Below are 18,368 nucleotides of genomic sequence, written 5' to 3'. Positions count from 1 at the left end.
ACCATTATAACGAACACAACAAAACAATTTTCTTATGATAAAAACAATTGCGATCACAAATTTTGTTTTGTATGTTTGTATTTGTTAATTTCAATGTTCGAGGTTAGGCGATGACGCACCAGGATTCGGCACCTGTTCACCTTAACGCTTCCGCCACCGGCGCGCGTTTACGTCGGTCGCCGGCATCGCGTCAGGCTGAGGTTTTACAGCTACTTTCTGAGGGGGGGACCGTTTCCGTACCGGAGCTAGCCGTTAAGCTTTCGGTATCCCAGATGACCATTCGTCGCGATCTGATGGAAATGGAGCGCAACGGAACGGTTTGCCGTCCCTATGGCGGCGCGGTTTTGCCTCAGGTCGGGAACACGGTGGTGACGGACCGGGTTGAACCCAGCTTCGCGTCTCGGCTGTTACAGAATCACGATGCCAAGCTGCGCATCGCGCTTGCGGCGGCGCATTTAGGGAAGCAGTGCCGCACGCTGGCGCTCGATGTGGGTAGCACCACATTCTTAGCCGCGCGCTATCTCAGCCAGTATTCACACTTGAAGATTTTTACCAATAGCCTTCGCGTGGCGCATGACATTGCCCCGGCGAAGGCTGAAATCTATCTGGCAGGCGGACGGATGCGCCCGGACGAAATGTCAATCGGCGGTTCGGCGGCGCTGCGCCAGTTTTCCAGTCTGTGGTTCGATATCGCCTTTGTGGGCATCTCCGGCCTGACGGGAGAGGGAATTTATGACTATGCCTTCGAGGATGCGGAACTCAAACGCCTTTATCTTGAACGTTCCAGTCAGAAAGTGGTGCTGTGCGACGCCAGCAAATTTCAGCGGATGTCGCTGGTTCATCTCGCGACACTCGAGCAAATCGACACCCTTATCACCGAACAGGCACCACCGCCTGCGCTGTCGGCGATGATCGCCGCGGCAAACATTGAGGTGATCATTGCGCCGGCGCTACCGCCAGACGCCTGATCGCTTTTTCACCATGACATACCAGCCAACACTGGAGAAAGCTATGATCTTTGATTTTTGGGGAAATAAGAAAAAAGCGGTCATCGCAATGGCCCACATTGGTGCGCTGCCGGGGGCGCCGCTCTATGATGCCCAAGGCGGTCTCAATAAGCTGATTGACGATGTGATTAGCGACGTGGAAAAGCTGCAGGCGGGGGGGGTAGATGCGATCATGTTTGGCAATGAAAACGACCGTCCCTATGTGTTCAAAGCCTCGCTGGAAGGGGTTTCCGCCATGTCGGCGGTAGTACAGGCGGCGAAATCGGTGCTGAAGGTTCCCTTTGGCGTAAACTACCTTTGGGATCCCAACGCCAGCGTGGCCATCGGCGCCGTCACCGGCGCCAGTTTCGTGCGTGAAATTTTTACCGGCGTGTTTGCTTCCGATATGGGGATTTGGGAGCCGGATTGCGCCAGCGCGTCCCGGCTGCGCCGCAACCTGGGTCGGGAAGACATGAAGTTGCTTTTCAACATCAACGCCGAATTCGCCCACTCTCTGGATGCGCGGCCCATCGAACTGCGCGCGCGCAGCGCCATTTTCTCTTCGTTGGCTGACGCTATTTTGGTTTCCGGGCCGATTACCGGCGAACCGGCAGAGCAGTCTAATTTGCGCAAAGTCTGTGAAGCGGTGGAAGGCGTACCGGTATTCGCTAACACCGGCACCAATATTGACAACGTAACGGATATTTTGCGCGTGGCCAGCGGCGTGGTTATTGGCACGCACTTCAAGGTTGCAGGGCACACCTGGAACCCGGTGGATGGCGACCGCGTAAAACGCTTCATGGATGTGGTCGAAAAACTGCGTTAAACACGGTTGTCGGAGCGGGAAGATATGATGCGGTATTTGTTAGGCATTGATATTGGTACGACCTCTACCATCGGTATTCTGATTGGCCTGCCCGACAACGTTCTCGGTATGGCCTCCCGCCCGGTCACGCTCTCGGCCCCGCACAGCGGCTGGACGGAAGAATCACCGGATCAGTGGTGGCAGAATGTCGGCGAAATTTGCCGGCAATTACTGGCGCAAAGCGGCATCGCGGCCAGCGAAATCGGCGGCATTGGCGTGACGGGGATGCTGCCCGCCGTGGTTTTGCTGGATAACCAAGACCGTTTACTGCGCCCGAGCATTCAGCAAAGCGATGGCCGCAGCGGCGCAGAAGTACTCCAGATGCGCGGCGAAATGGACGCCCAGCACTTTCTACAACGCGCCGGAAACGGCATTAATCAACAGTTGGTCGGGGCCAAAATCCGCTGGCTTGAGCATCATGAACCTGCGGTCTTTGCGCGCATCGATACGGTGTTGGGTTCGTATGACTTTATCAACTGGAAGCTCACGGGGGAGAAAGTTATCGAACAGAACTGGGCCCTGGAGGCCGGTTTTGTCGACATCGGCAGCCATAAGCTGGATGACGAATTGATCGCCTTTGCCCATCTTCCCCGGCATGTGGTCCCGCCGCTGGCGCGTTCCCATGACATTATCGGCGCGGTTACCGCGCAGGCGGCCGCCTGGACCGGGCTTAGCCCAGGTACCCCGGTGATTGGCGGGGCGGCGGATATGATAGCCTCCGCCCTGGGGGCCGGTGTCACCTCCCCCGGCGATGTGCTGCTCAAGTTCGGTGGCTCCGTAGACATCCTCACCGTCACGGACACCGCCCGCCCCGACCCGCGCCTGTATCTGGATTATCACCTGGTGCCGGGCCGATATATGCCGAACGGCTGTATGTCCACCGGCGGATCGGGACTGAACTGGTTCGTGCAGCACTTCGCGGCGCAGCATGAACCGGCGGCGCGTGAACAAGGGATGAGCCTTCACCACTATCTGGATACGCTGGCGGAACAGCGCCCGGCGGGCAGTGACGGACTCCTTTTTCTGCCCTATTTTCTCGGGGAGAAAACCCCGCTGCACGATCCCGATGCCCGCGGCGTGCTCTTTGGCTTGACGCTTACCCACGACGCGGGCCATGTGTGGCGAGCGTTGTTGGAAGCCTATGCGTATGCCATCAAACACCATATTGAAACGCTATTGGATATCGGTTACCCGGTGAACCGCTATGTCGTTTCCGATGGCGGATCGGCCAGCACGCTATGGATGCAGATTGTCGCCGATGTCTTGGGCGAGCCGCTAAGTCGCCTGGTCGGTCACCCCGGCTCTTGCCTGGGCGCGGCCTGGACGGCGGCGATAGGCGTGGGGGCGTCAACGGATTGGAATGGGGCCCGCGCCTGGGTCACCTTGAAAGACAGTGTTGCGCCTGAGCGTGCCCATACCGACGTTTATCGCCAAGGATATCAGCGCTTCCGCCAGCTCTATGAAGCCTGCCGCCCGCTGACACAGCAGGAGGCGCCATGAAATTTGACGCCATTGCATGGGACATCGACGGAACGTTGGTGGACAGTGAGCCACTGCATCACCGGGCGCTGCTGGCGGCCTGCCGCCGTTTCGGTCTCGATCTGAGCGCTCTGCCGGCGTCACGTTTTTGCGGCGTGCATGTTTTCGATGTCTGGCAAGCCCTGCGCGCAGAGCTGCCGGCGGATTTGCCACGGGAGGTATGGTTGCGGGCAATCGAGGATCACTACCATGCCCACAGCAGCGAGTTGGACGCCATCCCCGACAGCCGGGAAACCATCCGCCTGCTGGCCGCCAAAGGGATTAAACAAGCCTGTGTATCCAATTCGTGTCGGGCTATCGTCGAATCGAATCTGCGGGCGCTGGGCGTGCGCGAGTGCATGGATGTGGTGGTGACGCTGGATGATGTCAACCGTGGTAAACCCGCGCCCGAACCCTATCAGCACGCGCTTAGCGCATTGGGGTTACCTGCCGCCGCCGTGCTGGCGGTTGAGGATAGCCAAACCGGAGCGCTCTCGGCGCAGGCCGCCGGGATGCACGTTGCCTTCTACGGCGCTTTGCCCTCCTCCGCGCAGGGGGTAACGGCCATCTTATCGCTGACTCACGTCCTCGATTGGTTCTGATACGGCCCTGATCGCGCGGGGCAAGGACTTCCCGCGCTACGAAATGAACACACTCGAACAAATTCGGTTTGCAAATGCCCCAAGGACTCTTAATATTGTGAGCTATAGCGTATCATCACAGCCTAAGCCCACAATCAACCCGGAAAAGAGTGTTCAACGTCATGCCAGCCAAACCCGAGACCCAAACGCGTTATCTTCCCCAGGAGCGAAAAAAACGGATCCTTAGCATGCTGGTCGAGCGTGGGCGGGGGACGGTGGTGGAGATCTCAGCGGAATTGGCGGTTTCGGAAATGACGGTTCGCCGCGACCTGGCCGAACTGGAAACGGACGGCAAGCTGCGCCGGGTCCACGGCGGCGCGGTGCTGACGGAAACGCTCAATCCGCCGATTATGGATCCGCTGCCGGCGCACTTTGCGGCGCGCCTCGCGTTGCACCGCGAGAGTAAAATGCGCATTGCCCGGCAGGCTGCCGAGGTTGCGGGGCGCTACCAGAGTGTCGCCCTCGATATCGGGACCACCACCCTGGCGATGGCGGAGGCGTTGGTGCAACATGAACGACTGAAAATCTTCACCAACAGCGTGCGTATCGCCCATGAGATTGGCCGCTATCCCCAGGCGCCGGAAGTCTATCTGGCGGGCGGCAAGATGCGCGACGATGAGATGGCGATCGTCGGGCCATCGGCCATTGAGCAGTTCCAGCAGTTCTGGTTTGATATCGCCTTTATCAGCGCCTCGGGCATCACCAGCCAGGGCATTTACGATAGCTCGCTGGATGAGACCGAAATGAAACGGGTTTTAATTCGTCGTTCCGGCTTTAAAGTGCTGCTCTGCGACGCCGCGAAATTCCAACACATGTCGCTGGTGCAGGTGGCCGAGTGGCAGGACATCGACCTGCTGATAACGGACAGCGCGCCGCCTGCGGTGCTCGCGACCGCCCTGGAGCTGGCGAATGTACAGGTGATGATCGCCACCTGACGTTCAGCGCCGGCCGAGGTTTGCAGGCGGTGGGCGCGAGCTGCTGCTGAGGCCCCGCGGCACCGGGCCCGCGTCGCCTGCATTGCCGCCGACCTTTACCGGCGTCGACACCATTACCGAAGCGGCCCGCCGGCAGCAAACGGGCCCGTTACCGGTGTACCTCCAGGTGGATGTCGGTCTTGGGCGCGCGGCATTGACCGCGTTAGAACGACACCCGTTCCACTTTACCGACGATAAAAATATACGACAGCGCGCCAATGAGCGCGATGAGCGAAACAAAAATCAACGCCGGCGCAAAATTGCCGCCGCTCACCAGATAGCCAATCACTATCGGGATGAAAATCGATGACAGGTTACCCATGAAGTTAAAGGTGCCGCCGGTGATACCAATAGCCTTAACCGGCGCAATCGCCGATACCAACGTCCAGGTAATCGAAGAAAAGCCGTTACCGAAAAACGCAATCGTCATGAATACCACGATAAGGGTGGTGTTATCGGTAAAATTGGCGCCCACAATGGAGGTGGAAAGTAACAGGCCCAAGATGATGGGCAACTTACGCGCCAAGGTTATGCTATGGCCGCGCTTGATAAGCCAGTCTGAGAACGTGCCCCCCAACAGCACCCCGACAAAGGCCGCCAGAAAAGGAATAGAGGTGAGAAAACCCACCTTGATGAAATCCAGTCCCCGATACTGCACCAGATAGGTGGGAAACCAGGTCAGGAAGAACCAAAGCATCGAGGTTGACGCGAACTGACCGATATACACGCCCCATAATTTACGGCGCGAGAACGCCATTTTGATCTGCGACCATTCAATTTTCTGTTTGCCGCTTGCCGTATTCGCGGTGGTAGCGGAAATCACGCCGCCGCCCTGCTTGATATAGTCTATCTCCGCCTGATTGACGCCTTGATGTTCATCGGGTTGACGATACAGCGCGTACCAAATCAATCCCCACACGATGCCAATTGCCCCCATCAGGATAAACATACCTTGCCACCCCAACCAGGTCTGGATCGCCACCAGCACCGGCGTCAGGAATGCCACCCCCACGAACTGGCCGGAGGTGTAGCAGGCAATGGCTTTGCCTTTTTCATGCTCAGGGAACCAGGCGGTGACGATTTTGTTATTGGTGGGGAATGCCGGCACTTCAAACACGCCGATGGCGAGACGCAGGCCAAAAAGCGCGCCAAACCCTTGCGCGATACCCATCAGCAGCGTCATTGCCGACCAGCCGACCAGCATCAGGGTATAAAGCATTCGCGGCAGCACTTTATCCACGATGAAGCCGCCGGGAATTTGCAATAAGGCATAGGTCCAGCCGAAGGCGGAATAAATATAGCCCATCTTGATGGTCGATAACCCAAATTCTTGCGCAATGTGCGGACCGGCAATAGAAAGGTTACTCCTGTCCATATAGTTAATCACTACCGAAATAAACACCATAAAAAGAATGAAAAACCTGACTTTTGTGGGTTTATTATTACTCATGTCAACCTCTAATATAATTGTAGTAGGGCTCGGATTTCAGATGCAGGAAACACACGCCAAATAATTTCCTTTGGCCTGTGTGTTCCTTGATTGGGTTACTTGGTTATTTCAGCAGTTGCGTAATCGTTGTTCCTTGTTTTAATGCCGCATAACAGTCTTTAACCTGGCGAAAAAGCGCTGAATCCGCCGGCACCTGACTCAGCGAGGTAAGAACGGCGTCAACGCTGCCGTACGTGGCCAACAGTTTTTCATTTTTCTCTCCCCAGAAGAGTGCGGCAGCGATGACGATAGCGATGGCGTGGGTATCGCCGGCGTTGGCGATAATCATATTTGCCGGTGCGATCATACGGTCGTCAGGACGCAGCTTGCGCGACACCTCGCGCGCATTTTTACTGACATAATCTTCAATCGTATAATCGCTAAATTTCTTTAGCGCATTATCCGAGAATGTCTCCTGTGAGGCCGCATCCACGGCCAATACTTTGCACAGTGCTTTATTTAGCTCCGGCACCACGCGGAAGATAAGTTCACGCACCTCTTGATCGTTTGCCGACGTCGCGTAATCCTCTATACCTTTATAAGCGCCGAGGTACGTCACGCACGCGCTGATAAAGTTGTAAGTATAAATCTTGCGTTTTAATAATTGGGTCATGTCTGCTTCGGCGACAAAGCCTTTAATAGGCAGCTCGCCGCCCAACGCCCGCGCGTTGTAGGGAACGCGGTTATAGTTTTCAGTCCCAATATCCAAACGGGTTTTCTTAAGCACATTCGTGGTGCAGAAAATCGCCACCTCCGATATCGCAACGCTTTCAGGGTCGTCGAGATCTTGGCGCAGGGCATCGCCGAGAATTTGCCCTGGCGAGACTCCGTTTTCGGCGGTAAGCACCTTAAGCGGCGCCAGCCCCGATTTACGTCGGGCATTGACCCCAAGAGCGATGTCTTTTGCAATCACCGGCAAATTCTGCTGGCCAACCGAGACAAACAGCACGTCCGCCGCCGCGATAGCCCGCAATGCTTCAGGCGTCCCGGCCCGATAGGCGGTAAAATCATGAATATGTACCGGGCGTACCGTTTCATCAAAACAATGGATGGTAAAGAAGTTATCTTCCTGTAGGTATTGCACTGTCTTGTCATTGTTGTCGATAAAGGTCAGGTGATAGCCGCTTTTCGCCAAAAATCGGGCAATAAAACCGCGTCCGGTTTGACCCGCGCCAATAATTACTGCTGACGGTGTGTTACTCATGATCGATAAGTCCTATTTTTTTGAGATAAACAATTTTTGCCTTGATCGTTTTGGCTAAGTCGCCGTCGAGAGAAATCTGGCAAACGGTTTGCAGCACATGATCAATACCCCGTTGCTCGCGCAGGGCCTGCAATGAAACGGCAAGCGCATCTTGCGGGTTGTCATAATAAAGCGCCGCGGCAATGGCGATACTGATACCGTCCACGGGAAGGTGGTACGCCTGTACTAGCCTGGCGGCGCCTATCAGACGATCGTCCGGGCCGAGTTTTCTTATTGGGTCATTGGCATGGCGACGAACATCATCAATGATGGCGTAATCCTGATATTTTCGTTTCGCTTGTTCAGAAAAGGCCGTCTGTTCTTCGAGGCTACATTTATGCTTCAGGGAGAGCGCTTTATTGGTCTGCTGATAGACCTGATCCAAGACGGCAACGATGAAATCGTCGTTAGCGGCGTCCGCCAGCGCATAGCTTTTTTTTAAATAGCCGAGATAAGCGATGGTCGCGTTACCGGTATTGTAGGTGTAGATTTTGCGCTCAAGAAAACCCGCAAAGTTTTCCTGATAGATAATGCCCGGGATCGCCGGCGGTTGACCCTTAATGCTGTCGATATCGACCGGCAGCTGCCAAAAATCCTGAACCGGCACCGTCAGGGGATCCTGTTTAAGTATGTCGGGCGTCGCATCAACGGCGGAACGCATCACCACGGCTTGCGCTACCCCAATGCAGGTGTCGAACCGTTTTGCCCGATCGTCACTCAGGTGGCCGCGGATGCTTTCAGCCAATACCCTGGCCGGATCTTTCCAGTTTTCACAGGTTATAATGTTGAGAAAGCCTTTTGGTCCCCCGCCGTCGAAAACCTCGGTAAAAGCCGCCGCAATCGTCGCCCCAAGCGAGGGTAAATTTTTCCCGCCGACCGAGGTGAACACGATATCCGCCGCTTGGAGCTCCCGTGCGACGGCCGCCGTATCGGTAAGCGACAGGCATTTAAAACCCGTAATGAGCGTATTTTTTTCGCTAGCGCCCATAACATGGACCGTGAATTGTTTCCGCGTGCTTAATTGCGCCAACAGGCTGTCATTAATGTCGACATACACGATGTCGTATCCCGCCAGATAAACTAATTGCGAGATAAACCCGCGCGATATTTTCCCCGCGCCGTAAATGATGGCTTTCATTATTCTACTTCCTCAACTTGATTAACATTGACGTCGAATACCGGCTTCAGCGCGTCATAAAGGCGCAAATAGGTGGTGAATTTTTGGTTATACAGTCGATGGTTTTCACTATTTGGCGTATAGACTTTCGCTGTGCGTATCATATTTTCGGACGCGACCGTTAAAGAACGGTACCAGCCGAGCGCTTTGGCGGCCAAAATAGCCACTCCCAGACATCCGGCCTCCGTCGTGTTGAGCTTTTTAAAAGGCACTCCCATGATATCCGCTTTGATCTGGTTCCAGATGTCGAGAGCGCTGGCGCCGCCGGAGATCACGAACGCCTCAGGCATCGTCTCCAGGCGAGAGGTATTCGCTTTTAGCGCAAACCCGACGCCTTCCAGCACGGCACGGGTCATATGATCTTTGGTATGGTGCGCGCGCAGGCCAAAAAATACCCCCTGCGCATTGGGGTTCCACCAGGGGTTACGCTCACCGTTGATGTAAGGAAGAAATAGCAGTTGTTCCGCGCCGGGCGGTACCCGATGCACATGGCGCTCGATATCGACATAATTTTTGCTGACCGCAATGTTATTCATATACCACTGTAGCGCCTGTCCGCCCGACGAGGTCACGCCGTAGGACAGCATTACATCATCGACGAACGGCAGGCAGTTGATCCCTTCCGGGGACGTCGCCAGCACTTCCGCCCCGACGAAACCGATATGCTCCGATGTCCCCGTAATATCAAAGCCACTGTTATGACGCGGTACCCCCACCGTACCGAGAATGGCCGCGTTTAAATCATTCCAGCCCAAAATCACCGGCATGGCGACCGGGATATTCAGGTTGCCGGCCACATCCGCTTTGGTATAACCGGCGATTTCCCACGGGTCGCCATAGGGAGGGATAATGCCCTCCGGCGCCCCCGCCCAGCGCAGTAATTCGGTGGAAAGGCGGCGGGTTTGCTGGTTGACAACCCCCTTCAGGCTGGTCAGGTCGGAACGCCATTCTCCCGTGAGCTGCCAGATAACATATTCTTTTATTTGTATCAGATACCGCGCGCGCGCAAGCGTTGGCGCGGCGTGGGTCGCCAGCCATTTAAGCTTGGGTATGCTAAATGCCGGCCCTATCAGCATGTCCATGCCCAACGCGTCGCGCAGTTGTGCTTTGCTATAAGCGCTGACCAAGTCACGCGCTTGTGCTGCCGCGCGGCTGTCCATCCATGAGATGATATTGGTCAGCGGCGTCCCCGCCTCATCAACCAGAAAATGCGCGCTGATCTGCGAGCTGATGGCCATCGCTTCGATGTCGTAGGTTTCGCCGGCATCGCGTGATAAACGCTTGAGCAGGGTTTGAATACTCGACCAGATCGCCTGCGGATCCTGTTCAACCTGACCCGGTTTCGGGAACAAAAGTGGATAGTGGGCCTTGTCAGAGAACAGCTCATGGCCGTTTTTATCGATAAGGACCAGCTTGCAGGACGTCGTCCCAATATCCAGGGTAAGCACTACAGAGTTTTGCATTTTATATGCCTTTTATGCCTATCATCGCAAAAATGAAACGTTTCATTTTTATCTTAAAAAAAATTAAAGGCTGCGCGTCGATTCCCGAGTGACCAGGGTCGGCGCCAATAGCGTCGCGGTAAACGCCGTTTTTTCTTTATTCCGCAGACGCTCGAAAATGATATTCGCGGCGCGACGCCCGATGGTCAGCGGCGACTGGGTCACCATGGTGATACCCGGCGAAACGATATCCCACATAAAGTTGTTTTCATTGATGAGAATAAGCGAGACGTCGTCCGGGATAGTGACGCCGCTCTGGTTTGCCGCATGGATAGCGCCCGCGCACAACACGTTATTGACCGCCAGAATCGCCGTCGGCGGTACCGACATCGCCAGCAATTCCCTGAACGCCTGCTCCCCCTGCTCGTAGGTATAAGGCCCGGTCTTATGCAAATCTTTATCTTGGGAGAGCCCGAGTTTGCGCATCTGGCTCAGCACCAGGCCATGACGGTACTCGCCGTGATAGGTATTCATGTCGCCGTGGATAATACCAATGCGGTTGTGTCCCAATGCCTGTAAATGTTGCAGCGCAATGTCAATCGCGTGGGAAAAATCATCCCCAACGTAGTCACAGGGAATGCCGGGAACGAAACGGTCCACCATCACCACCGGGATATTTTTTTCAATCAGTGAGCAAATCTTTTCTTTGGTTTTACCCGTACTACAAATGATGATCCCTTCACTGCGATTTCGCTCGAACATCGCCAGACTTTCGAGTTCTTTAGCACTTTGCTCATTAGTGGCGCTAATGGTCAGGTTATAGCTGTGCGCCACGGCAACTTCCTCAATCCCTTTCGCCAGCGCCATTTGGAACGGGTTGGTGATATTGGCCAGCAGCACCGAGATGGTTTTGGAGTTGGCGGTGCGCAAATTTTGCGCAATGCTATTAGGCGAATAACCTAACGCCGCAATGGTCGCCATCACGCGTTCTCGGCGTTTATCGCTGACGCTCGGGTCGCCATTAATGACCTTTGACACGGTACCTAGCGACACCCCTGCCTTGACGGCAACGTCTTTTATGGTTGCAACCATGTTCCCCAGCCAAAAATGAAACGTTTCATCTTGCAGTGAAGCTAGCGCCGATTTTCTTTAAGGTCAAAGATAACATGATTAATTTGTGATATTGCACACACATTAAGGCATGGCGGTAAGGGGGCCAAATTTTTCTTCATACAGGACACTCAGCCAGTCGATAAAGACGCGCACCCGCGGGGACAGCTGGCGGTGAAATGGATACAGCGCGGATAGCGGGAACATCGGACAGGGCCACTCGCTCAGCACTGCCACCAATTGCCCGCTCCGCAGCGCCTCTTCCACATGAAAGCGCGGCAGTTGAATCAATCCGCAACCGCGCAAAGCGCTAACGACGTAATTCTCGGCGTCGTTGACCGCCATCCATCCCGGCAGTGCAAACTCGACCACCCGCCCCTCAATGATGAGTTCCAGGGTATCGTCCATGGCGCTACTGCGTGAGAAGAATTTCACAACCTGATGGGCCGGCAAGTCATCGGGATGGCGCGGCGTGCCAAAGCGTGCGAGGTATTCCGGACTCGCGCATATGACTTGCGGCATCACGGCCAGGCGCCGGGCCACCAACGTTGAGTCGCGGGGGTTGCCTGCACGTATGGCGCAATCAATCCCTTCAGGTACCAAATCCACCAGCCTATCGCCGCTGCTGACGACCAGATCGATATGCGGATAGCGGGCGCGAAAGTCGTCTATGCGCGGCAAAACGATTCTCGTCGCATGGGTACCGTGCATATCCACACGCAGCGTACCGCGCGGGTTGGCGGCGACATGGCGCAGCGAGGATTCGGCGCTTTCAAGTTCACTAAGCACTTGCACGCACCGCGTATAGAACGCCTGACCATCAAGCGTCGGCCGCACATGGCGCGTGGTGCGATCAAGTAGCCGGGTGCCTAATCTGGCTTCCAGCGCTTTGATGGCAAGCGAAGCGGTGGCGCGCGGGATCGCCTGTGCGGCCGCGGCCCGGCTGAAACTGCCGAGTTCTACAATGCGGATAAAAAGCTGTAGCGCGTCAAAGCGATCCATAAGGCTGATTGTTTACTCCGGTTGAATTGTCATGCCCATTTAACGGGATTTATCTCACTGTTGTAAACAAACATAATGATTGCCACGGGCGAGGCGCTTTCATGGCGCGGGCCAGACGGAGAACGCAGGGCCCGGTAGAGCAGACAGCATGATTCAATGACCTTAGCCCGTGGCTCGCGCGGTCGCAGTGGCACCATGGCCCGATTAAGCGGCCAACGGCGGCTTCGCTTATCTGCTCACATCAGGAGGACTTACATGAAACGCGTCATTTCCCTACCCGGCCGCTTGAACGAGGTTGATGCACTGCGTGCCGGCGCGCCGCTTGTCGCCGCGCTCCCTGCCTGCGCTGCAACGGCATCCCTGCCGTCCCGCCCGCTATGCGGTTTGCAGATAAGCCATTTCTTGACGGAGGCATCCCATGGCGATTCATTCCTGGCGTAAGCATCTTACCGTAGTGCTCGGCGAATCTGCGGTCGCCTCCTCGGCCGCCACCTTCGTCATGGTGTTGGAATTACCCGTCTGGGCGATGTTTGTGGGTTGGATTGCCTTTTTTACCCGGGGACTGAATGTGCGTAGCGGACTTATCAACCTCGTATGCGTGTTGATCGGCATGGCGCTGGGCATGGGTGCCGCATACCTCATCGCCGCGCTCAGTCCGCTCCTTGGCGCCTACGCGCTGACGCCGGTGGTAATCATCGTCACCGCCATTGCGCTATCGCTGGCAAAAGTGCCGCTCGTTAATAATCTGCTGGGCTTCTTCCTGGGATTGATGGCCTACTTCGCCTCGCACTTACCGCCCTCACTGGCAACGTTCGCCAGTTTGGCCCTGGCGACCGCGATCGGTAGTCTTGCAGGCGCGCTCGCCCACCTATGGCAGAGGCGGGTTAATTATGTGCATCAGGCGTAAATCGCTTCAGCGCCGAGCGTCTTTACGGCCGTGTACACTCATCAATCGTTGCTTGTAACCGGTTTCCCGTTAGGGACGGCAAGGCCGCCCCCGGCAAACGAGACGCCATCGGCAAACAAGACGCCATCGACAAACGAGACGCCACCGGTAAACGGGACGTCACCGGCAGGCGCGCTCGAGGCGGATCTCTGCCGTCGGCAAGCTGCCAGCCCGGCGCACCGCTAGGGGGAATCTGGTGCCGCACGTGAACCTAACGCCATCGCGAAGCAGAACAACAGGAGCCAATATGTCCACTGATTTGACGAAAGACACCACCGCGCGATCGCGGTTATCTCGATTTTCAGGCCTGCTGCTTGAGGCCGAGCCCGCACTTTACGCCTTGCTGCGCATCGTTTTCGCCCTAGTGCTGCTCACGCACGGCTTACCCAAAGCTCTCGGCACCGCCCACGGCTCCATGTCCAATCCTATGGCGGGATCGATAGCGCTCATGCAAAACGTCATGGGCTTACCGTTCGCCCCGCAATTGGCATTCATGATCATGCTATTGGAAACGGGAGGCGCTATTCTGCTGGCAATCGGCTTTGGTACCCGCGTCGTGGCGTTGCTGTTTGCCGCTCAGATGGCGGGGATAAGCTATGCCCTCGGGCCGACCTGGCCCTGGTTCGACCGCGGCATTGAATTTCCGGTATTAATGGGATTTTTGGCGCTCTACATTGTGGCCAGGGGCGGCGGCGCCTGGACGCTGGATGCGAGGCTTTTTCGTTAACCGCTGCAACTGTTATACCGTACGTAACACCACGGTTTGCAGCCGCGGATGACAGGAAAATTTCGCTTATCAAGGGGCGTTGACCCTTGCTGGCAATCGGCGACCCGCTTAGGCGTCAATGCCATGAGATTATCGTACGCCGGAGCAACAATGGCGCTATCAGGGCGCGAAACAAGGTGAGACACCGTGGGAGAACCTGGCAACACGGAACTTCATGCGGGGATAATCACCCTTATCCCCGGCAGAGGTTTTACCGGGGATCTCGGGCCAGCCAACCTCCACCTGCCCCTAATCCTCGTTATAGTGATGTTGATAGAATGGGATTTTAAGGTCTTTTCTGTACGGCAAGATCATTCTCACGGTTGCCAGCTGCGTTAAATCAATATTGCCGTAGATCAATGCTTCCCCTTTGTCGGTAGCCCGGACAACACGCTGGCCGTCAGGCGCCATGATCTGACTGCCGCCAAAGAGGTGAAGTTCGCCCTCCTCGCCCCAACGATTAACCGCGACCAGAAAAACGCCGTTTTCCAGCGCCCGCGCGGCGCAATTGATATCCCATATGTAGGCTTCAGCCTCACTCCAGGCGGCAATCACAAACAGAATGTCGACCTGACGCAGCGCAAAAATGCGCGCGACTTCCGGAAACCCCAGATCATAGCAAACCATGACGCCGAGCTTGCCCAAGGGCGTGTTGATAATTTCACACCGGTTGCCTTCGCTGAACCATTTTTTCTCGTCTGCCCACAGATGAATCTTACGCTGCGCGTGCAGCCAGCTTTCACCTTCGGGCGTCCACACGCCTGCCGAGTTATACACCTGGCCTGTTCTTTCACCGCGCTCAATAAAGCCGGCAATGATAATTAGTCCCAGCTTCCCGGCCAATTCTGACAGTAAACGGTCGGTCTCTTCGCCCCGGCTTTCGCTCAATTGCCATAATCGGGTTCCTAAGAGGTCAGGCGTATACCCTGTCGTCGCTAATTCAGGAAAACAGATAACATCAGCCTTATTATCAGCGGCCTCTTTGCATAAAGAAGCGATATAACGCAGGTTTTTTCTTTTGTTACCCAGCTCGGTATCAATTTGTGCTAATGCTATTTTAATCATAATGATTCCCTGTACGATAAAATCACCAAAAATAGGAATTATGCAAGCCCTTCCCTAGACGCTTTCCCGCGAAAATCAAACGCCGCCTATCGCCCTTCCCCTGCCAAGAGGACAGGCGGGCAAGAGCTGTTTGCTTTTGCCCAAAATCTCGTTGAGGTAGTCTAGACATTCTCACATGCCACAATAGGCGGCTTCAATAGAGTAATATTCACCTGACTTCGCTGCTGTAGGCAGACATCGTCATCCTTATGATTGCTGTCGTCAGTCATCGTCCTCCACCATGATTATGCGTTTACGGCTGATAAGTGTTTCATCGCTTAGCGATAGTGTCATGGGCGCTGGTGGATTGAGGAGCCACTGTGCCAAAAAAAAGTCTCAGCCGGGCTTCTAGAGTAAAAAACCATCCTCTGCCTTGAGCTCACTTTGTCGCAATGAGACATCGCCAACAACACCCTGCTGAAATTAGCCACCCATAGGAACAATATGACCGCTCGACGCTCGCGTTTACGCCTTATTCAACCTCTATGTCTTCTCAATCGCAATAACGCCGCCCCTTTATCGTCAACGCAAGCCGTCTCTTGAGTGTGTTAAACACTATTGGGCCATAGTTATCCGCGCCACCTCTCATTACCGTTATCAACAATAGAACAAAATCAATGTGTGACGTTGGCTAGTGGGTGTTTGATAATATCATTCCCATCCTATTTCAATATAAATACTGACAAGTTGCGATGAAGCATTATGGTTCATTAAATGACTGATGAATATTAATAATCACCTGAGAGCGCTGCGCCTTATTTTGGGTTGCGAAATTTGATATCGACATGAACCTATGGCTATTACGCTTATCAGCAATGCTTAACTTGATAATAACAACGTGGCCTATTAAAAAATTCACCCAAGGCGTTTTAGACAGGGTGAGGTTAGGACAAATGCCGCCATCAAGAATAATAGCAATGAAAATCATGCAACATTCACTTTAAAACTAGAGAGGATTTATGAAACTCAGCAATTCGCCTTTGCTTTACAAAATTTATACGCACAATAGCACAAAAGAAATCCTTACCGACAGCGATGCAAATAAAAGCCATAAGAATATTGCGCAAAAGCTTATCGCCGCCAAAATGTCTAATGCTGAGTTTAAAGCCAATCAGTATACCCATAAAATAGTAAAAAACATTCAACAAACCGCAGCCAAGCACAGTGCACGTGCTGCTAAAGAAATCAATAAGCTAACGAAAGAAAACGCCAAAATCAGTATCAAACTCGAAAAGCTGTTAAGCAGAAATGACCCCAACATCCCTGCAAGCAACAAGGCAAAATCGGCTCATCCTTTTAAAATTTCACACAATGAAGAGCGTCCTGATGAAATCAAGATATCTCGACTTATTGAAAAGCTGATTATCAACAAACAAACTATTGATAGATGGCAAAATTTCAGCGCAAACAACGCCCAACCCTTTGCCAAGTTTGATAAGTACTTGAACAATATTAATCCTGCCGATCGTAAACAATTTATGCAAGAATTGGGAGAAAGTCAATTTACGTCATCCACGTTGAATTCTCTTTTTACTCAATTGCAAAAAATAGAGCAGAAAAAAGAAGGCTACCATCAAGCTTATATCACGTTGTCCTCATCAGCGGTTGCCAATCACGCGACCCAGGGCTTAACAACGAGCCACATCGCAGTAGGACAAGCCGCCAATGAAAACGGTTCACGCCTTGGGTCACGTTCTGGTGCTGAACGTCAGGCAAGTCATAACGTCAATGCAGCGGCAACCTTACCCAATTCGGTAAATGCCCGTGGCGTCGATGAACAGAAAGGTGTAAAGGCGATATTGATGGCCACCGAACAACCCTTGACAACGTCCCTGGCGGGTGGACAGACTCATGGAGACCTGTCCGTTGCGCCCTCTATTAATACTGAGGATTTAAACCCCTTTCGATCACGTGATACCAGCCTGAATTCTCTTCACCCTGAAAAAGGTATTGCCGGAGCACAAGGGAATAAAACCCTTGCAGCTGCCGCAGTAAAGTCGACATCGGCGCAGGTAAACCGCACTCGTCATGACCAACAGCTCGACTCTACAAACGGAATGGCGGAGACCGAGCTAAGGGATAGTGTCAACCCACTAATGGCTGGCAAGTCGACGAATCCTTTTTTATAAAACGCTGCAATGATTCAGTGAAAAGCAAAGCTTTTTCCCAAGGATGGCGATGAGAGTTGCCTCGCTTATATCGCGTAATGACTGGATTGACAGGAATGACAGGAATGACAGGAATGACAGGAATGATACGTATCATCGTGCTTGTTAATCACCATGACTGGCTTATTTCAGCATCATGCCTATTAGCATCCATTTTAAGCGTTCTGTCGTTTCTCGCTACATAACGTCATGTTCCATTGATTAAAAGCCGCTGTTATTGTCAAGAGAGGTACTCTTCCGGGCAATAGCGGTGGCTTTTATTGCTTTCAAGATCCTCCCTGCCAGGGTAGTTATGCACGGCGTGAGCTGGTCAATAGGCTTTGCAGCATTGCGCCATCTCCCCAAGACCTCTTACAGGGGAAACGCTTTAATCATGACGCCATTCTTGCGCTATTAAGCGGCGATACCGCCTCACCAGGATTTGCGCTAATGGACCGGCTAACGGCGGCGGGTAAACTCCAGGGCCACTGCTTTTATCGTCGCCTTGCTCCGGGCATAATTGCAGCCAAATGTCCCCCGTTCACGCGGCCGCGGGTTTGTCCCCCCCCGCCGTCACACTTGCGCCCGCGAAGTACGTCTGTGCGCAGAGGTTTATCGCGCGACGTCTTGCGCTCAGCCATTTTAATCCGCGTCGACCTGCGTGGTATAATGACACTGAAACCCGCGGGACGTACGGATTATTCATTTTGTTATACTCACCGGGTGACGATAAATATTTCAGCGCACCTAAAACTGTAAAACTTAATTGCAGCCCGTCCACAAGTAAGAGAGCCGATATTTTCCCTGCATTTTGATCAAGTGATAAACCCCGGCAACAATACAACATCTAAAAACGCTTATTTTTCATCAAGCTAACTCGTCACTCGCCCGTTTATTTCATCATTTCCAGATCAAAATCGATGCACGGCAGTCATTATTGCCGCTTCCGGCGGTTTGC

Annotated in this window: 17 protein-coding genes; 9 read left to right on the top strand and 8 right to left on the bottom strand. The window is 54.0% G+C overall.

Annotated elements, in window-relative coordinates; all coding sequences use genetic code 11:
• Nucleotides 1-110: 110 nt before the first annotated feature.
• From SANT_RS08205 to SANT_RS08185, 5 genes are all read left to right on the top strand, one after another.
• On the top strand, nucleotides 111-968 hold the full coding sequence (locus tag SANT_RS08205; protein ID WP_025421815.1) for a DeoR/GlpR family DNA-binding transcription regulator: 858 nt from the start codon (nucleotides 111-113) through the stop codon (nucleotides 966-968).
• Between the two features lie 43 nt (nucleotides 969-1,011).
• The gene (locus SANT_RS08200; RefSeq protein ID WP_025421814.1) at nucleotides 1,012-1,812 is read left to right on the top strand and encodes a BtpA/SgcQ family protein; all 801 of its coding nucleotides are present in this window, start codon (nucleotides 1,012-1,014) and stop codon (nucleotides 1,810-1,812) included.
• A gap of 24 nt (nucleotides 1,813-1,836) precedes the next feature.
• A complete protein-coding gene (locus SANT_RS08195; protein WP_200867282.1) occupies nucleotides 1,837-3,351 on the top strand; it encodes an FGGY-family carbohydrate kinase in 1,515 nt (504 codons plus the stop codon).
• Nucleotides 3,348-3,971 carry an HAD family hydrolase gene (locus tag SANT_RS08190; protein WP_025421812.1) on the top strand — a complete coding sequence of 208 codons (624 nt, stop codon included), beginning with the start codon at nucleotides 3,348-3,350 and terminating at the stop codon, nucleotides 3,969-3,971. The genes SANT_RS08195 and SANT_RS08190 overlap by 4 nt, the downstream gene beginning before the upstream one ends.
• A 161-nt stretch (nucleotides 3,972-4,132) precedes the next feature.
• Nucleotides 4,133-4,945 (top strand): DeoR/GlpR family DNA-binding transcription regulator, encoded by an 813-nt coding sequence (locus SANT_RS08185; protein ID WP_025421811.1) that lies wholly within the window; start codon nucleotides 4,133-4,135, stop codon nucleotides 4,943-4,945.
• Nucleotides 4,946-5,147: 202 nt separating this feature from the next.
• On the opposite strand, the gene SANT_RS08180 is transcribed toward SANT_RS08185, so the two are convergent.
• From SANT_RS08180 to SANT_RS08155, 6 genes are all read right to left on the bottom strand, one after another.
• The gene (locus tag SANT_RS08180) at nucleotides 5,148-6,434 is read right to left on the bottom strand and encodes an MFS transporter (RefSeq protein ID WP_025421810.1); all 1,287 of its coding nucleotides are present in this window, start codon (nucleotides 6,432-6,434) and stop codon (nucleotides 5,148-5,150) included.
• Between the two features lie 103 nt (nucleotides 6,435-6,537).
• Nucleotides 6,538-7,677 (bottom strand): 2-dehydropantoate 2-reductase N-terminal domain-containing protein, encoded by a 1,140-nt coding sequence (locus tag SANT_RS08175; protein WP_025421809.1) that lies wholly within the window; start codon nucleotides 7,675-7,677, stop codon nucleotides 6,538-6,540.
• Nucleotides 7,670-8,854: a hypothetical protein gene (locus SANT_RS08170; RefSeq protein ID WP_025421808.1), complete on the bottom strand. Its 1,185-nt coding sequence runs from the start codon at nucleotides 8,852-8,854 to the stop codon at nucleotides 7,670-7,672. The genes SANT_RS08175 and SANT_RS08170 overlap by 8 nt, the downstream gene beginning before the upstream one ends.
• A complete protein-coding gene (locus tag SANT_RS08165; protein WP_025421807.1) occupies nucleotides 8,854-10,356 on the bottom strand; it encodes a xylulokinase in 1,503 nt (500 codons plus the stop codon). Before SANT_RS08165 ends, SANT_RS08170 begins: the two co-directional genes overlap by 1 nt.
• 63 nt (nucleotides 10,357-10,419) lie before the next feature.
• Nucleotides 10,420-11,427, bottom strand: a complete 1,008-nt coding sequence (locus SANT_RS08160) for a LacI family DNA-binding transcriptional regulator (protein WP_025421806.1) — start codon at nucleotides 11,425-11,427, stop codon at nucleotides 10,420-10,422.
• 102 nt (nucleotides 11,428-11,529) lie between these two features.
• On the bottom strand, nucleotides 11,530-12,447 hold the full coding sequence (locus SANT_RS08155) for a LysR family transcriptional regulator (protein WP_025421805.1): 918 nt from the start codon (nucleotides 12,445-12,447) through the stop codon (nucleotides 11,530-11,532).
• A gap of 255 nt (nucleotides 12,448-12,702) precedes the next feature.
• Here SANT_RS08155 and SANT_RS24475 point away from each other — a divergent pair, with 255 nt between their 5' ends.
• The 3 genes from SANT_RS24475 (at nucleotide 12,703) to SANT_RS08140 (ending at nucleotide 14,120) form a co-directional block, all read left to right on the top strand.
• Entirely contained in the window at nucleotides 12,703-12,888 is a 186-nt protein-coding gene (locus SANT_RS24475; protein ID WP_025421804.1) for a hypothetical protein, read from the top strand.
• Entirely contained in the window at nucleotides 12,866-13,354 is a 489-nt protein-coding gene (locus SANT_RS08145; protein WP_025421803.1) for a DUF1097 domain-containing protein, read from the top strand. The genes SANT_RS24475 and SANT_RS08145 overlap by 23 nt, the downstream gene beginning before the upstream one ends.
• A 286-nt stretch (nucleotides 13,355-13,640) precedes the next feature.
• Nucleotides 13,641-14,120 (top strand): DoxX family protein, encoded by a 480-nt coding sequence (locus tag SANT_RS08140; protein WP_025421802.1) that lies wholly within the window; start codon nucleotides 13,641-13,643, stop codon nucleotides 14,118-14,120.
• Between the two features lie 288 nt (nucleotides 14,121-14,408).
• Here SANT_RS08140 and SANT_RS08135 read toward each other — a convergent pair whose 3' ends face one another.
• A complete protein-coding gene (locus SANT_RS08135) occupies nucleotides 14,409-15,224 on the bottom strand; it encodes a nitrilase-related carbon-nitrogen hydrolase (RefSeq protein WP_025421801.1) in 816 nt (271 codons plus the stop codon).
• Nucleotides 15,225-15,963: 739 nt separating this feature from the next.
• Nucleotides 15,964-16,191, bottom strand: a complete 228-nt coding sequence (locus SANT_RS08130; RefSeq protein WP_025421800.1) for a hypothetical protein — start codon at nucleotides 16,189-16,191, stop codon at nucleotides 15,964-15,966.
• A 31-nt stretch (nucleotides 16,192-16,222) separates the two neighbouring features.
• Between SANT_RS08130 and SANT_RS08125 the strand changes: the two genes are divergently transcribed.
• Entirely contained in the window at nucleotides 16,223-17,392 is a 1,170-nt protein-coding gene (locus tag SANT_RS08125; protein WP_025421799.1) for a hypothetical protein, read from the top strand.
• The last annotated feature ends 976 nt before the right edge of the window (nucleotides 17,393-18,368 follow it).

It is taken from the genome of Sodalis praecaptivus (genome assembly GCF_000517425.1).
Taxonomy (GTDB): Bacteria; Pseudomonadota; Gammaproteobacteria; order Enterobacterales; family Enterobacteriaceae; genus Sodalis_A; species Sodalis_A praecaptivus.
Note: the sequence above shows the minus strand (reverse complement) of the source record. Positions and strands in the feature narration are given on the sequence as shown.

Excerpts from the sequence above, each read along its gene's own strand:
- SANT_RS08205 (WP_025421815.1), top strand. The coding sequence starts at position 111 with ATGACGCACCAGGATTCGGCACCTGTTCACCTTAACGCTTCCGCCACC.
- SANT_RS08200 (WP_025421814.1), top strand. The coding sequence starts at position 1,012 with ATGATCTTTGATTTTTGGGGAAATAAGAAAAAAGCGGTCATCGCAATG.
- SANT_RS08195 (WP_200867282.1), top strand. The coding sequence starts at position 1,837 with ATGATGCGGTATTTGTTAGGCATTGATATTGGTACGACCTCTACCATC.
- SANT_RS08190 (WP_025421812.1), top strand. The coding sequence starts at position 3,348 with ATGAAATTTGACGCCATTGCATGGGACATCGACGGAACGTTGGTGGAC.
- SANT_RS08185 (WP_025421811.1), top strand. The coding sequence starts at position 4,133 with ATGCCAGCCAAACCCGAGACCCAAACGCGTTATCTTCCCCAGGAGCGA.
- SANT_RS08180 (WP_025421810.1), bottom strand. The coding sequence starts at position 6,434 with ATGAGTAATAATAAACCCACAAAAGTCAGGTTTTTCATTCTTTTTATG.
- SANT_RS08175 (WP_025421809.1), bottom strand. The coding sequence starts at position 7,677 with ATGAGTAACACACCGTCAGCAGTAATTATTGGCGCGGGTCAAACCGGA.
- SANT_RS08170 (WP_025421808.1), bottom strand. The coding sequence starts at position 8,854 with ATGAAAGCCATCATTTACGGCGCGGGGAAAATATCGCGCGGGTTTATC.
- SANT_RS08165 (WP_025421807.1), bottom strand. The coding sequence starts at position 10,356 with ATGCAAAACTCTGTAGTGCTTACCCTGGATATTGGGACGACGTCCTGC.
- SANT_RS08160 (WP_025421806.1), bottom strand. The coding sequence starts at position 11,427 with ATGGTTGCAACCATAAAAGACGTTGCCGTCAAGGCAGGGGTGTCGCTA.
- SANT_RS08155 (WP_025421805.1), bottom strand. The coding sequence starts at position 12,447 with ATGGATCGCTTTGACGCGCTACAGCTTTTTATCCGCATTGTAGAACTC.
- SANT_RS24475 (WP_025421804.1), top strand. The coding sequence starts at position 12,703 with ATGAAACGCGTCATTTCCCTACCCGGCCGCTTGAACGAGGTTGATGCA.
- SANT_RS08145 (WP_025421803.1), top strand. The coding sequence starts at position 12,866 with ATGGCGATTCATTCCTGGCGTAAGCATCTTACCGTAGTGCTCGGCGAA.
- SANT_RS08140 (WP_025421802.1), top strand. The coding sequence starts at position 13,641 with ATGTCCACTGATTTGACGAAAGACACCACCGCGCGATCGCGGTTATCT.
- SANT_RS08135 (WP_025421801.1), bottom strand. The coding sequence starts at position 15,224 with ATGATTAAAATAGCATTAGCACAAATTGATACCGAGCTGGGTAACAAA.
- SANT_RS08130 (WP_025421800.1), bottom strand. The coding sequence starts at position 16,191 with ATGATTTTCATTGCTATTATTCTTGATGGCGGCATTTGTCCTAACCTC.
- SANT_RS08125 (WP_025421799.1), top strand. The coding sequence starts at position 16,223 with ATGAAACTCAGCAATTCGCCTTTGCTTTACAAAATTTATACGCACAAT.